Annotated in this window: 14 protein-coding genes; 6 read left to right on the forward strand and 8 right to left on the reverse strand. The window is 71.4% G+C overall.

Annotation, left to right across the window (positions count from 1 at the left end; genetic code table 11):
- Positions 1 to 56 precede the first annotated feature (56 nt).
- Positions 57 to 383, forward strand: a complete 327-nt coding sequence (locus tag QSK39_RS49255) for a DoxX family protein (RefSeq protein WP_285484761.1) — start codon at positions 57 to 59, stop codon at positions 381 to 383.
- Here the strand turns inward: QSK39_RS49255 and QSK39_RS49260 are convergent.
- Both QSK39_RS49260 and QSK39_RS49265 read right to left on the reverse strand, forming a co-directional pair.
- Positions 380 to 868, reverse strand: a complete 489-nt coding sequence (locus QSK39_RS49260) for a MarR family winged helix-turn-helix transcriptional regulator (RefSeq protein ID WP_285484762.1) — start codon at positions 866 to 868, stop codon at positions 380 to 382. The genes QSK39_RS49255 and QSK39_RS49260 overlap by 4 nt on opposite strands.
- Positions 869 to 876: 8 nt before the next feature.
- Positions 877 to 2,208: a PucR family transcriptional regulator gene (locus QSK39_RS49265; protein WP_285484763.1), complete on the reverse strand. Its 1,332-nt coding sequence runs from the start codon at positions 2,206 to 2,208 to the stop codon at positions 877 to 879.
- A gap of 121 nt (positions 2,209 to 2,329) precedes the next feature.
- Here QSK39_RS49265 and QSK39_RS49270 point away from each other — a divergent pair, with 121 nt between their 5' ends.
- Genes QSK39_RS49270 through pucD form a run of 4 tightly spaced genes read left to right on the forward strand, consistent with a single transcriptional unit; the run spans position 2,330 to position 7,264 of the window.
- Positions 2,330 to 3,202, forward strand: coding sequence for an FAD binding domain-containing protein (locus QSK39_RS49270; protein WP_285484764.1), 873 nt, complete (start codon positions 2,330 to 2,332; stop codon positions 3,200 to 3,202).
- Positions 3,193 to 3,675, forward strand: coding sequence for a (2Fe-2S)-binding protein (locus QSK39_RS49275; protein WP_285484765.1), 483 nt, complete (start codon positions 3,193 to 3,195; stop codon positions 3,673 to 3,675). Before QSK39_RS49270 ends, QSK39_RS49275 begins: the two co-directional genes overlap by 10 nt.
- Positions 3,672 to 5,012, forward strand: coding sequence for an 8-oxoguanine deaminase (locus QSK39_RS49280; RefSeq protein WP_285484766.1), 1,341 nt, complete (start codon positions 3,672 to 3,674; stop codon positions 5,010 to 5,012). Before QSK39_RS49275 ends, QSK39_RS49280 begins: the two co-directional genes overlap by 4 nt.
- On the forward strand, positions 5,009 to 7,264 hold the full coding sequence (gene pucD, locus QSK39_RS49285; RefSeq protein WP_285484767.1) for a xanthine dehydrogenase subunit D: 2,256 nt from the start codon (positions 5,009 to 5,011) through the stop codon (positions 7,262 to 7,264). Before QSK39_RS49280 ends, pucD begins: the two co-directional genes overlap by 4 nt.
- Here the strand turns inward: pucD and QSK39_RS49290 are convergent.
- From QSK39_RS49290 to QSK39_RS53380, 6 genes are all read right to left on the reverse strand, one after another.
- Positions 7,257 to 8,831: a glycoside hydrolase family 27 protein gene (locus tag QSK39_RS49290; RefSeq protein WP_285484768.1), complete on the reverse strand. Its 1,575-nt coding sequence runs from the start codon at positions 8,829 to 8,831 to the stop codon at positions 7,257 to 7,259. The genes pucD and QSK39_RS49290 overlap by 8 nt on opposite strands.
- 128 nt (positions 8,832 to 8,959) lie before the next feature.
- Positions 8,960 to 9,538: a TetR/AcrR family transcriptional regulator gene (locus tag QSK39_RS49295; RefSeq protein ID WP_502873380.1), complete on the reverse strand. Its 579-nt coding sequence runs from the start codon at positions 9,536 to 9,538 to the stop codon at positions 8,960 to 8,962.
- Positions 9,539 to 9,593: 55 nt separating this feature from the next.
- Positions 9,594 to 10,475, reverse strand: coding sequence for a factor-independent urate hydroxylase (gene pucL / locus QSK39_RS49300; protein ID WP_285484769.1), 882 nt, complete (start codon positions 10,473 to 10,475; stop codon positions 9,594 to 9,596).
- Between the two features lie 3 nt (positions 10,476 to 10,478).
- Positions 10,479 to 10,796, reverse strand: a complete 318-nt coding sequence (gene uraH, locus QSK39_RS49305) for a hydroxyisourate hydrolase (protein ID WP_285484770.1) — start codon at positions 10,794 to 10,796, stop codon at positions 10,479 to 10,481.
- A complete protein-coding gene (uraD, locus tag QSK39_RS49310; protein WP_285484771.1) occupies positions 10,793 to 11,272 on the reverse strand; it encodes a 2-oxo-4-hydroxy-4-carboxy-5-ureidoimidazoline decarboxylase in 480 nt (159 codons plus the stop codon). The genes uraH and uraD overlap by 4 nt, the downstream gene beginning before the upstream one ends.
- A gap of 79 nt (positions 11,273 to 11,351) precedes the next feature.
- Positions 11,352 to 11,753, reverse strand: coding sequence for a helix-turn-helix domain-containing protein (locus tag QSK39_RS53380; protein ID WP_502873388.1), 402 nt, complete (start codon positions 11,751 to 11,753; stop codon positions 11,352 to 11,354).
- Between the two features lie 510 nt (positions 11,754 to 12,263).
- Here QSK39_RS53380 and allB point away from each other — a divergent pair.
- Complete coding sequence (gene allB, locus QSK39_RS49320; RefSeq protein WP_285484772.1) at positions 12,264 to 13,592, forward strand: allantoinase AllB; 1,329 nt, start codon at positions 12,264 to 12,266, stop codon at positions 13,590 to 13,592.
- Position 13,593 lies beyond the last annotated feature (1 nt).

The following is a 13,593-nucleotide window of genomic DNA, read 5'->3' on the forward strand; positions in this document are numbered from 1 at the left end:
GGAGCGAGTCTGCCGCAGCCCGGTCACCTTCCCGGCGGCCGCCCCGTCGGGAAGGCATGCACACCGCCGTCGTCATCACCGTGATCGTCCTGAACGCCGGAATCGGCCTCGCCGACCTGGTCAAGGCCCCGTTCGTGCTGGCCACCTCGAACGCGGTCGACGTCCCGCCGAGCTGGCTGCCTCTGCTGGGCACGCTCAAGCTCGCTGGTGCCGCCGGTCTCGCACTGGGCCTGCTCGGAGTCGAACTCCTGGGCGTGGCTGCCGGAATCGGCCTGGTCCTGTTCTACGTCGGGGCCGTCGTCGCGCACGTCAAAGCCCGCAAGTTCGCCACGACCGCCGCGCCGCTGCTGTCTCTCGGGCTGGCCGCGGTGACGCTCGTCTAACGCAGCCGTGGGAGGGCGTCGCGCGCGAAATGGCTCAGCGTCCGCAGGTCCTCGGCGAACCGCTCGCGGTGGTCCGGGGGCAGCGGCCGGAAGAACAGCTGCTCGATGTTTTCGACGTGCAGCCGGCTCGCCCGCACCGTGGTCTCTTCGCCGAGCGGGGTCAGCCGCACGAGCTGGACGCGCCGGTCACGCGGCGACGCCGTCCGCGTCACCAGGCCGAGCGCTTCCATCCGGTCGACGAGGCGGGTCGCCCCACCCGTCGTCAGCACCTGCTCCTGCGCGATCGAGCGCATCGTCAGCCCGTCGTCCCCGGCGCGGCCGACGATCAGCAGCACCTCGTACATCAGGTGCGTGATCCCGCAGTCCCGTTCGAGAGCCCGCCCGAGCAGGTACTCGAGCCGGTTCGCCGCGCCCTGCAGCCGCCCGAAGGCCAGCACGCGCGGGTCGTGCCCCGCCTGCCGGGCCGACGTGATCTCCGGGTCCACGCCGTCCATCATCCCGCCTGGTCGCCGGCGCGCAGCGCGAGGTAGACGTCGAGCTGGTCGGTGAACTCGGTCAGGTCCGCGCCGAGCAGTTCGCCCGCCCGGCCGATGCGGTAGCGCAGTGTGTTGACGTGGACGTGCAGTGCCTTGGCCGCCCGCGTCGGCGAGCCCGAGCACTCCAGGAACACCCGCACCGTGTGCACCAGGTCCGTGTGCTGCTCGGCGTCGTAGGCCAGCAGCGGCCCGAGGACGCGCCGCCGCACCGCCGCGCGCAGCCCGTCCGGCGCTCCGGCGAGCAGCAGCTGGTGCACGTCCACCTCGCCGGCCGGGACGACCGCGACGCGTCCCGTGCGCCGCGCCGCCACCTCCAGCGCGTACCGCGCCGTCTCCCGCGCCTCGTCGAGCGGGGCGGGATCGCCGACCCCGCAGAGGATCCGCGACGCCCGGAGCAAGGGCTCCACAGTGGACAGCTCGGCCGCGGACGGCACCTGCGTGGCCGTCGCGAAGGAAGTGTCCCCAGTGGACTCGAGCAGGACACCGCCGGGCACCAGTTCCCCCAGCACGTCCCGGCTCTCGTCGCTGCCTTCGGTCCGCAACGCGACCACGCGCACCTCGGCCGGCAGCTCGGCTTCGGGCCGCGGCGAACGCGCCCGCGTGACGCCGACCAGCCCGGCGAGCTCCTCGGCCAGCTCGGCCTGCGCGGTGCTCAGCGGCCCGCCCGCGGCGATCAGCCACGGCACGGCGTGCCGGCCCTCGACCGGGACCACCGTCAGCGGCCCGGACTCCTTCGCCGCGTACTTGCGGACGACGTCGGCCGCCGGCACCGGCAGCGGCGTCGTCCCGGCGACCACCCGGCCGAGGCCGGACAGCACCCAGCAGGGCACCCCCAGCTCGGCCGACGCGCGCTCCAGCAGCGTCTCGACGGGCGCGTCCGCGGCGGCCTGCAAACGTTTGCGCGCACTCTCGGACGCGGCCGCGAGCGCCAGTACGACCTGCTCGGTGATCACCGAGAACGACAGGTCGGCGGGCACTTCCAGCAGCGGGATCCGGTGCCGGTCGCAGGCCTCGACGACGTCGCCGGGGATACCGCCGGAGTCGGCGCCGGACGCGGCCAGCGCCGCCGCGCCCGCCCGGGCCAGCGCGGCCACGAACGGCTCGGCGTCGCCCGGGCGCCGCCACCACAGCAGGCCGGACAGCACCAGCTCGCCCGCCGACAGGTACCGTCCGGGGTCGGGCAGCTCCGTGACGTAGATGCGGGTCACGGGCCGGTCGAGCAGGTCGGCCCCGGCCAGCGGGCGCAGCCGCAGCCCCGGCAGGCCGAGCAGAGTTTTCACGGTCGTCATCAGGCTTGTAGGAAAGCACAAACGGCGTGGGTTTCGCTGCGGTGCGTTTCATGGCCCCTGCCGTTGCCGCCCGCTCCCGGTTGGGCGTCTACTGGTCTATCGCCCTCACGAAGGAGCAACCTTGGAGTTCCTGCGTCCCGCGACGCTCGCCGAGGCACTGGCCCTCAAGGCCGAGCGGCCCGGCGCCGTGCCGATCGCCGGCGGCACCGACGTCATGGTCGAGCTGAACTTCGACCACCGGCGTCCCGAGGCCCTGCTGGACCTGGCCACGGTCGGGGAGCTGACGGAGTGGTCCACTGTGGATCACTCGGACGGGACGGTCCGGCTCGGTGCCGGCGTCCCGTACTCCCGCGTCATCGCCGAGCTGGGTGAATCGATCCCGGCGCTGGCCATGGCGTCGCGCACGGTCGGGTCACCCCAGATCCGCAACCGCGGCACGGTCGGCGGCAACCTCGGCGCTGCTTCGCCCGCCGGCGACACTCACCCGGTGCTGCTCGCCCTCGACGCGCGGATCGAGGTGGCCTCCGTCCGGGGGACCCGGATCCTCCGCGCGGAGGAGTTCTACGTCGGCGTGAAACGGCACGCGCTCGACCCGGACGAGCTGATCACCGCCGTGCACCTGCCCGCGCACGCCGGGCCGCAGCAGTTCGCCAAGGTCGGGACGCGCAACGCCATGGTCATCGCGGTCTGCTCGTTCGCGCTCGCCCTGCGCGACGGCACGGTCGGTGCCGCCATCGGGTCCGCCGCGCCCACCCCGCGCCGGGCGAAGGCCGCCGAAGAGTTCCTGGCCGCCGAACTGCCGTGGGGCTCGGCCGACGCGCTGCCCGACTCCCTGAAGCGTCGCTTCGGCGACCTGGTGGCCGAAGCGACGTCGCCGATCGACGACGTCCGCGGCAGCGCCGCCTACCGCAAGCACGCGCTGTCGGTGCTCGCGCGGCGTACGTTGACCTGGGCCTGGGACGACCACCGGACGGGGGAGCGCGCATGCGCCTGAATGTCACGATCAACGGCGAACAGCGGCAGGCGGACGACGTCTGGGAAGGCGAAAGCCTGCTCTACGTGCTGCGGGAACGGCTCGGCCTGCCGGGCTCGAAGAACGCCTGTGAGCAGGGCGAATGCGGCTCCTGCACGGTCTACCTCGACGACGTCCCGGTGTGCGCCTGCCTGGTCGCGGCCGGGCAGGCCGAGGGCCGCGTGGTGCGCACGGTCGAGGGGCTGGCCGACGGCGCCACGCTCGACCCCGTCCAGCAGTCCTTTGTGGACGCCGGGGCGGTCCAGTGCGGGTTCTGCACGCCGGGCCTGGTCGTCGCGGCGCACGATCTGCTGAACCGCGTCCCCGATCCGAGTGACGAGGAGATCCGCGAAGCCCTGGCCGGCAACCTGTGCCGCTGCACCGGCTACGAGAAGATCCTCGACGCGGTGCGCGCCGTCGCGAAGGGTCCTGTTGGAAAGGACACAGTCGCGTGAGGACGCTCATCACCGGCGGGGCGGTCGCCACGGTCAGCGGCGAGGAGTACGCCAACGGGTACGTCGTCGTCGAGAACGACCGGATCGCCGAAGTCGGCGAAGGCGTCTACACGGGCGAGTTCGACGAGCGCGTCGACGCGTCGGGCTGCCTGGTCACGCCCGGCCTGATCAACACCCACCACCACCTCTACCAGTGGGCGACCCGCGGGATGGCCGCCGACCACACGCTCTTCGAGTGGCTGGTCGCGCTCTACCCGGTCTGGGGCCGGCTCGACGCGGAGATCACGCACGCCGCGGGCACGGCCGGGATGGCCCGGCTCGCCCTGACCGGCTGCACCACCGTCGCCGACCACCACTACGTCTTCCCTCGCGACGGCGGTGACCAGGTCGCCGCGCTGGCGTCGGCCCGGCAGCGGATCGGTGTCCGGCTGCACGTCGTGCGCGGGTCGATGGACCGCGGCGAGTCCGACGGCGGGCTGCCGCCGGACAACCTCGTCGAGACCACCGAGGAGGCGCTGACCGGCACGGAAGCGGCGATCGGCCGTTTCCACGACGACTCGCCGGAAGCGCACCTGCAGATCGCCGTCGGCCCGTGCTCGCCGTTCTCGGTCACCGAGCGGCTGATGTCCGGCGCGGCCGACCTGGCGCGCAGCAAGGGCGTGCGGCTCCACACGCACCTGGCCGAGACCCTCGACGAGGAGCAGCAGTGCCTCGCCGAGGTCGGCTGCACGCCCGCCGAGTACGCCGACAAGCTCGGCTGGCTCGCCGACGACGTCTGGCTCGCACACACCATCCACCTCGCGCCCGAGGCGATCCGCCGCTTCGGCGCCACCGGCACCGGCTCGGCGCACTGCCCGACGTCCAACGGCCGGATCGGCGCGGGCATCGCCCCGGTCCGCGCCCTGCTCGACGCCGGTGTCCCGGTCGGGCTCGGCGCCGACGGGGCCGCGTCCAACGAGTCCGGCGGCCTCGGCGAAGAGCTGCACCAGGCGTTGCTGCAGGCCCGCCAGCGCGGCGGCCCGCGTGGGCTGACCACGCGCGAAGCGTTGTGGATGGGCACCCTGGGCGGCGCGCGCTGCCTGGGCCGCGCGGACGACCTGGGGTCGATCGAACCCGGGAAGCTCGCCGACCTCGCCGTCTGGGACCTGACCGGCCTGAACTACGCCGGGATCACCGACCCGGTCGCGGCGCTGGTGCTGGGCACCACGCCGCCGGTGCGGCGGCTGTTCGTCGGCGGCAAGGCCGTCGTCGAGGACGGCACGTTGCGCGAAGCGGACGAGTCCGAGATCGCGTCCGAGCTGGCGGCGGCGAGCGCTCGACTGCGGGAGGCCCGATGACCACCACCGTCAGCACACAGACGGTCGACGGCGTCGGCACATCGCCGCAGCGCCCCGACGGCATCGTGAAGGTCCGCGGCGAGTTCGCGTACTCCTCGGATCTGTGGCACGAGGACATGGTGTGGGGCGTGACGCTACGCAGCCCGCACCCGTACGCGCGCATCACCGGCATCGACATCACCGAAGCCCTCAAGGTGCCCGGGGTCTACGCGGTGCTGACGCACGAGGACGTCCCGGGCGTCAACCGGTACGGCCTGGAGCACTCCGACCAGCCGGTGCTCGCGTCCGACGTCGTGCGTTACCAGGGCGAACCGGTCGCGCTGGTCGCCGCCGACCACCCGGAGACCGCGCGCCGCGCGATGAAGAGGATCGTCGTTTCCTACGAAGAGCTTTCTCCGGTGACGGACTCCGAAGCGGCTGTCGCGGGCGAAGGGCCTTCGCTGCACTCCGGCGGGAACGTCGTGCGGCACGTGAAGATCCGCCACGGCGCTCAGGACGTCACGGCCGACGTCGTCGTTTCGGGCGTCTACGAGGTCGGCATGCAGGACCAGGCGTTCCTCGGGCCGGAGTCGGGGCTCGCGGTGCCGGACACGGAAGGCGGCGTCGACCTGTACGTCGCGACGCAGTGGCTGCACGTCGACCAGCAGCAGATCGTCGCCGCTTTGGGCCTGCCGGTCGAGAAGGTGCGGCTCACGCTCGGTGGCGTTGGCGGCGCGTTCGGCGGCCGCGAGGACCTGTCGATGCAGGTGCATGCCTGCCTGCTGGCGCTGCACACCGGCAAGCCGGTGAAGATGGTCTACAACCGCGAAGAGTCCTTCTACGGTCACGTCCACCGTCACCCGGCGAAGATGTACTACGAGCACGGCGCCACTCGCGACGGGCGTCTCGTGTACGTGCGCACGCGCCTGTACCTCGACGGCGGCGCGTACGCGTCCTCGACGGGCGCGGTCGTCGCGAACGCCGCGACGCTCGGCGTCGGACCGTACACAGTGGACAGTGTCTCGGTGGACTGCTGGGGCACCTACACGAACAACCCGCCGTGCGGCGCGATGCGCGGCTTCGGCGCGGTGCAGGCGGCGTTCGGCTACGAGTCCCAGATGGACAAGCTCGCTGAGGCCTGCGGGCTGGACCCGGTCGAGATCCGCGTCCGCAACGCGATGAGCGAAGGCGACTTGATGCCGACCGGCCAGGTCGTCGACTCCGCGGCCCCGGTCGCCGAGCTGCTGGGGCTGGTGCGGGACAAGCCGATGCCGCCGGAACGGCCGTTCGACCTGCGGCACATGCCGGGCGGGGTGTCCAACACGACGCACGGCGAAGGCGTCGTGCGCGGGGTCGGGTACGCCGTCGGGATCAAGAACGTCTGCTTCTCCGAAGGCTTCGACGACTACTCGACGGCCCGCGTGCGCCTGCAGCTGGTCGGCGGCGAGCCGGCGGCGACCGTGCACACCGCGGCCTGCGAGGTCGGCCAGGGCCTGGTGACGATCATGCAGCAGATCGTCCGCACCGAGCTGGGCGTCGAGCAGGTGACGGTCCTGCCGATGGACACCTCGATCGGCAACGGCGGGTCGACGTCGGCGTCACGCCAGAGCTACGTCACCGGCGGCGCGGTCCAAGCGGCTTGCGTGGCGGTGCGGGCGCGCCTGCTTTCCCGGTTCGACGCGAAGGTGCGCGTGGTCGGCGGCAAGCTCGTCGCGGCCGACGGCCAGGTGCTCGCCGACCTGGTGGACGTCCTCGCCGACGACGTCCACGACGAGACGGTCGAGTGGCGGCACCGGCCCACCACCGGCCTGGATCCGGAAACCGGCCAGGGCACCGCCCACGTGCAGTACGCGTTCGCCGCGCACCGGGCGGTCGTCGACGTCGACACCGAGCTGGGCCTGGTCAAGGTGGTCGCGCTGGACTGCGCCCAGGACGTCGGCAAGGCGCTGAACCCGCAGGCCGTGCTGGGCCAGATCCAGGGCGGTTCGGCGCAGGGGCTCGGGCTCGCGGTGATGGAGGAGATCCAGACTTCCGGCGGGAAGATCCGGAACCCCTCCTTCACCGACTACCTGATCCCGACGGTTCTGGACATGCCGCCGATGAGCATCGACGTCCTGGAGCGCCCGGACCCGCACGCGCCGTACGGCCTGCGCGGGGTGGGGGAGCCGCCGACGATCTCGTCGACCCCGGCGATCGTGGCGGCGATCCGGGCCGCGACCGGGCTCGCGCTCACGCGCGTCCCGGTGCGGCCGGAGCACCTCACCGCTACTTGAGCTGCCAGTTCTGGTTGGCGTCGTCGTTGCAGCCCCAGAGCTCGAGCTGGATGCCGTTGACGTTGCCGGCGGGCTTGTCGCCGCCGGTGACGTCTACGCAGAGCCCGGCCTGGGTGATCGAGCCGTCCGGCGCGAGCTTGAACTTCTGGTTCGCACCGCCGTGGCAGGTCCAGACGATGAGCTTGGTCCCGGCGGCGCTGCTGCCGCCGTCGGCGTCCAGGCACAGGCCGTTGGCCTTCAGCTCACCTGCGCTGGTGAACGTCCAGGACTGGTTCGGGCCGCCGTCGCAGTCCCAGATGTCGACCTTGGTGCCGGGCGTGGTGACGTTGCCGTTGATGTCGATGCAGCGGGACGACGACGCGCCTGGCAGCGGGTGGGCGGTGTCGATGCTGCTGCCGCTCGCGTTGGCCTTCACCCGGTAGATGACGGTGCTGTGCGACGGGACGTTCGCGCTGATCGTGCCGGTGCTCGTGGTCAGCTCCTTCGACCAGAGGTTGGTCAGCCGGTAGTTCGACGCGCTGGGCAGCCCGGCCGCGGCGGCCGTCGTCGAGACGGTCTTCGTGGTGCTGTTCTCGTTGAACAGCACGACGGCGACGTCCCCGCCTTGGAGCGGTTTCGCGAGGACGTCCAGGCCGTTTCCGGTGCTGATGCGGGTGGCCTGCTTGCCGAGCGGGTCCTGGTCGACGGCGATGACGTCGCCATTGAGGTAGGTCGAGAAGGTGGCGACGCTGGCGGAGCGCAGGTCGGCGCCCGCGATCAAAGGTGCGGCCATCGCGGCCCAGAGCGTGAAGTGGGCGCGGTCCTCCTGGAAGTCCATGCCGTCGCCGACCTCGAGCATGTCGGGGTCGTTCCAGGCGCCGGGCTTCGCGGCCGAAGCGAGGCCGACGTTCTGGCGGTAGAGCGAGTCGATGCTGCCCCAGTTGTTGGTGATGTCGCCGGTGGTGCGCCAGAGGTTGCCGACGTCCGGCGCCCAGGTCGAGGGGTTGAAGTTGCCCCATTCGCAGATGCTGTAGGCGATCGGGCGGCCGGTGGCCTTCAGCGCGTCACGCATGGCGGAGTAGCGGCGGACGTAGTCCTGCTGGGTTTCGCCGGCCGGGCTGCCGCAGTTGTCGTACTTGAGGTAGTCGACGCCCCAGCTCGCGTAGCTGTTCGCGTCGGTCTGCTCGTGGCCGAGGCTGCCGGGGTAGTGCTGGCAGGTCTCGGTGCCGGCGCTCTCGTAGATGCCGAACTTCATCCCGCGCGCGTGGATGTAGTCGCCGAGGGCCTTGAGGCCGCTGGGGAACTTCGCGGGGTCGGCGACGAGGTTGCCCGCGGCGTCGCGGTTGCGGGTCATCCAGCAGTCGTCGAGGTTGACGTAGGTGTAGCCGCGGTCGCGCATCCCGGAGCTGACCATGAGGTCGGTGGTCTGCTTGACCAGGGTCTCGTTGATGTTGCACTCGAAGGTGTTCCAGGTGTTCCAGCCCATCGGCGGGGTTCTCGCGAGCCCGTTCTCCAGGGCTTCCGCGGACGGGCTGACGAGTCCGACGGCGGCGACGGCGGTGGCGAAGACGGCGAGGAATCGGCGCATGGCGGCTCCAACCGAACGACGGTGTTTGAGGCAGGAGGACTAGACCACTGTTGACCAGCACCGTGTAGCTTCGATGTCCGATGCTGCGCGGTCAAGCGCCATGTTGAGTATTCTTGTTGGATTACCGACTAAAGTTGCTCGCCCTGAAGTCGCTTGGCGATGTCGACGCTGGTCGCGCCCGCGACGGCCATGGCCTCGGTGTCCCGGAGCGCGCGGCAGAGGACGAACGCGCCTTCGAGGCTGTTGACGACGGAGATGGTGAGCGTCCGGGCGGCCTCCTGGCTCAGCCCGAACTTCGCGAACTTCTCGGTCCCGGCCTCGATCCAGGCGGTGAAGACGTCCGCGGTGGCTTCCCGCAGCGGTTCGTTGGTGCTGGCGACCTCGAGCGCGACGGTGGCGATCGGGCAGCCTTCGACGTAGTCGGTGGCCTGGAGCGTCGCGATCCCGGCGGCGAAGAAGGCTTCGATTCCGCTGATCAGGTCCGGGGCGGGCGCGATGAAGAGGTCGAAGAGCTGGATGTAGGCCAGGCCGGAGGTGCGGATGACCTCCTGGCCGAGCTGCTCCTTGCCCCCGGGGAAGAAGTGGTAGAGCGACCCGAAGGGGGCATTCGCCTCGGTGACGATCTGCTTGAGCCCGGTGCCGCTGTAGCCGTTGCGCCGGAACAGTTCCGCGCCGGCGGCCATGATGCGTTCCTTGGTCCCTGCCACGACGTCACGATACGCCCGGATTGATAGAACGCTCTATCAATCCGGGCGTCGGCGGCTAGTGGATGTCCCAGGCCGGGCCCGGGTCCTGGGCGTCGTCGCGCAGGATCGTGCCCTCGATCAGGCCGTACGGCCGGTCCGCCGCGTAGAACACCTCGTTGGCGTTCTTCAGCCCGAACGGGCTCAGGTCCACCAGGAAGTGGTGCTTGTTCGGCAGCGACAGCCGCACCTCGGCGATCTCTTCGCGCGCCTGCAGCACGGCCTCGCCCATCGCGTAGAGCGTCTGCTGCAGCGAAAGGCTGTGCTTCGTCGCGAACGTCTCGAGCATCAGCCGCCGGATTTCGCGGTGGCTCTCGGCCCAGTCGATGCCCTCGCCCTGGTAGCGCCACTTCGCCGTGACCGCCGTCGCGAGGATCCGGTCGTCGGTCTCGGCGAGCGTCGTGTACTGGTCGCGCGGGAAGCCGTGGAACTCCGAGCCGGTCGACTTGAGCAGCGTCAGGCCGTCGATGCCGGACACGACCCACGCGCGGCCGTCCCGGATCGTCACGGCCGTGGTGCGCCGTTCGTCGCCGGAGCGGCTGAACGCGTGATCGTGCGGCTCGCCGCCGACGGCGATCCGGTCCCAGCCGTGCTCGTCGACCTTGATCCGCGCGCCGGTGATGTTCCCCTGGGTGCCGGTGAAGTGCCGCCCCAGGCGCAGCGCGAAGTCCTCGATCTCGCCGACCGGCGCCTCCTTCGCGAAGGCGTACACGGTGTTCTTCTGCGTGTCGGTCGCGAGCACGCCCGCGTTGTCGCCGGTGAGGTGCGTCGCGGCGAGCTCGCCGCGCAGCGACGTCGACACGGTGAGGTCCTTGAGGTGGTGCACGGGGCCGTCGCGGCGCACCGTCACCAGGCGGACCTCCGCCTTGCCGTACTGGTTGGGGCCCAGGGTGATGGCCACGGTTCAGCTCCCTCGGTAGGTCGAATAGGCGAACGGGCTGAGCAGGAGCGGCACGTGGTGGTGCGCGGCGCCGTCGGAGATCCGGAAGGTGAGGGCCACCTCCGGGAAGAAGGCGTCCGGGCCCAGGTAGGCGCCGGTGTCGAAGACCAGCCGGTACGCGCCGGGGTCCAGGGTTTCGGGGCCGAGGTCACGGATCCGGCCGTCGTCGTCGGTGCGCCCGTCGGCGATCGGCTTCCCCTCGGCGGTCTCGAACCGGACGGCGATCCCCGGCGCGGGGCGTCCGGTCGCCGTGTCGAGGACGTGGGTGGTCACGAGGCTCACGCGGTCACCGCTTTCGCGAGTCGGAGTTCGGCGATCTTCAGCAGTTCCCGCCCGGCGACGGCCAGTTCGGTCGCGGGGTCGTTGCCCAGCCGGCTTTCGAGGATCCTCAGCAGTTCGTCCCCGCTGCGGCCGCTGGCGCAGACGAGGTAGACGTGCCCGAACTTGGCTTCGTACTGGGCATTCGCGGCGGCGAAAGCGTCGGCGTTGTCCACACCGGACTGTTCCGATCGCGACCAGTCGCCCTCGGTGCCCTGCTGCTTCGGCTTTTCCCCGATCCGGGGATGGGCGGCCATGGCCTGCCGGATCTCGTCACTGCTCAACGGCAGGTTCGCGGCGGCGGTCAGCGCGTCCAGGTCGGCGTAGGGCCGGCGGTCGAGAATCGCGTCCACCCAGCGGGGGACGGCAAGACAGGCGGCCAGCGCCGGACGGACGTCATCGGCGCCGGCGGCGTTGAAGTCGGTGAGGGTGAGCGGCACGGGGAACTCCTCGTGAGTGGCGTCCCGCTGACCGTACGTCGACGCCGGAGTTCCGTCAACATTTTGTTGAAAGCCCTGGTCAGTCGGCTTCCCGGTTGAGGTAGTTGTAGACGGTGAACCGCGTGACCCCCAGCGCGTCGGCCACCGAGGAGACGGATTTCCGCAGGCCGAAGGCTCCACGTTCCCGCAGCAGCCGGACGGCCCGCTGCTTGCCGGCCCGATCGAGTTCACCCAGGGGGGCGCCGAGTTCGCGTTCGACATCGGCGATCAGCCGGGCGAGCGCATCGTGCAGTTCGACGACCGGCCCATCGGCCGCCGCGACGTGGCTGGGCTCGCTGGCTGCGGCGACGTGGCCGGGCTCGCCGGCCGCCGCGACGTGGCCGGGCTCGCCGGTCGCCGGGACGTGGCCCGGCTCGCTGGCTGCCGCGACGTGTCCCGGGCCGTCGGCTGCCCGAGCGTGTCCAGGCTCGCCGGTCGTCAGGCCGTCATGGCCCGCCGCGGGCAGGTCGCTGCCCCCGTCTGCTGCGAGCCGGCGCACCTGCAGCGTCACCTGCGTCGCGCCGTTGTCCAGCGCGGCCTTCGCGATCGCCGGGAGCGCGTCGTACAGCTCCTTCGCTTCGCCGCGGACGAGCGTCCCGAGCGGCCCGAAGTCGGTCTCCAGCCCCGCTTCCGCGGCGGCGTCCCGCGCGGCGAGTGCGTGCTCGGGCGGCGAACCCTCGCCACGGAACGGTTCGCTGGTGAACTCCGCTTCAAGCCGCACGAGGATGACCGTACTGTGTCGTGGCTGCCAATCCGACCGGCAGCCACGGCGGAACAGGTGTAGTGAGCGGGTTGGCTTCGGGCCGTCTCCGCCTGCTTTCGCCCGGATCGGCAGCATGCCGCGTCCGTCGTTGACGAGCGGCGCGCGCCGTGGTTACTGTCGTTGTGCGAAACCGCCTTTCCGTACTGCGAAATCGGCGGTGGTTCAATCCTCCCGGAGAAGGGTTTTCGGATGGATCTTGTGGTGCGCGCGGCCCGGGCTGTCACGGCAGAGGGCGAGGTTCCGGCGACCGTCGGTGTCGACGGCGGCCGGATCGTCGCGGTCGAACCCGGCGGCGCCGCGCTGTCCGGCGACCACGTGCTCGACCTCGGCGACGACGTCGTGCTGCTGCCCGGGCTCGTCGACACGCACGTCCACGTCAACGATCCCGGCCGCGCCGAGTGGGAAGGCTTCGAGACGGCGACCCGCGCGGCCGCCGCGGGCGGGGTGACCACGATCGTGGACATGCCGCTCAACAGCCTGCCCCCGACGGTCGACGTCGCGGCCCTGGAGGTCAAGCGCAAGGCGGCGACTGGCCGCGTCCACGTCGACGTCGGGTTCTGGGGCGGCGCGATCCCCGGCAACGTCGGGGATCTGCGCGGGCTGCACGACGCCGGGGTGTTCGGCTTCAAGTGCTTCCTGCTCCACTCGGGCGTCGACGAGTTCCCGCCGCTGGATCCGGCCGGCCTCGACGAAGCGTTGCGGGAGCTGAGTTCCTTCGACGCGCTGATGATCGTCCACGCCGAAGACGCGCACGAGATCGACTCCGCGCCGGAACCGCACGGCGGTCGCTATGTCGACTTTCTGCACTCGCGGCCGCGTGCGGCGGAAAACCTCGCGATCACGCACGTCATCGAGGCGGCCCGCCGCAACGACGCCCGCGCGCACATCCTGCACCTGTCTTCGGCGGAGGCCCTGCCACTGGTCGCTTCGGCGCGCCGCGACGGGGTGGCGCTGACGGCCGAGACCTGCCCGCACTACCTCAGCTTCATCGCCGAGGAGATCCGCGACGGCGCGACGCAGTTCAAGTGCTGCCCGCCGATCCGGGAGGCGGCCAACCGCGAGCTGCTCTGGCAAGGGCTGGCCGAGGGCGTGATCGACACCATCGTCAGCGACCATTCGCCGTGCACGCCGGAGCTGAAACGCTTCGACAGCGGCGATTTCGGCCTCGCATGGGGCGGGATCTCCAGCTTGCAGCTGGGGCTGCCGGCGATCTGGACGCAGGCGCGGCAACGCGGGTTCGCGCTCACCGACGTCATCCGCTGGATGGCCGAACGCCCGGCCGCGCAGGCCGGGATGCGCCGCAAGGGACATCTCGCGGTGGGCTACGACGCCGACTTCTGTGTGTTCGCACCGGATGAGGCGTTCGTGGTCGACGTCGCGAAGCTGAAGCACCGCAACCCGGTCAGCGCGTACGACCGGCGGCCGCTCGCCGGCGTCGTGCGCTCGACGTGGTTGCGGGGCACCGAAATCACCGGCGACGAGCCCTGCGGCGCGTTGCTGACCCGGGGGGACTGCTGAA

This window comes from Amycolatopsis sp. NBRC 101858 (genome assembly GCF_030269325.1).
Taxonomy (GTDB): domain Bacteria; phylum Actinomycetota; class Actinomycetes; order Mycobacteriales; family Pseudonocardiaceae; genus Amycolatopsis; species Amycolatopsis ponsaeliensis.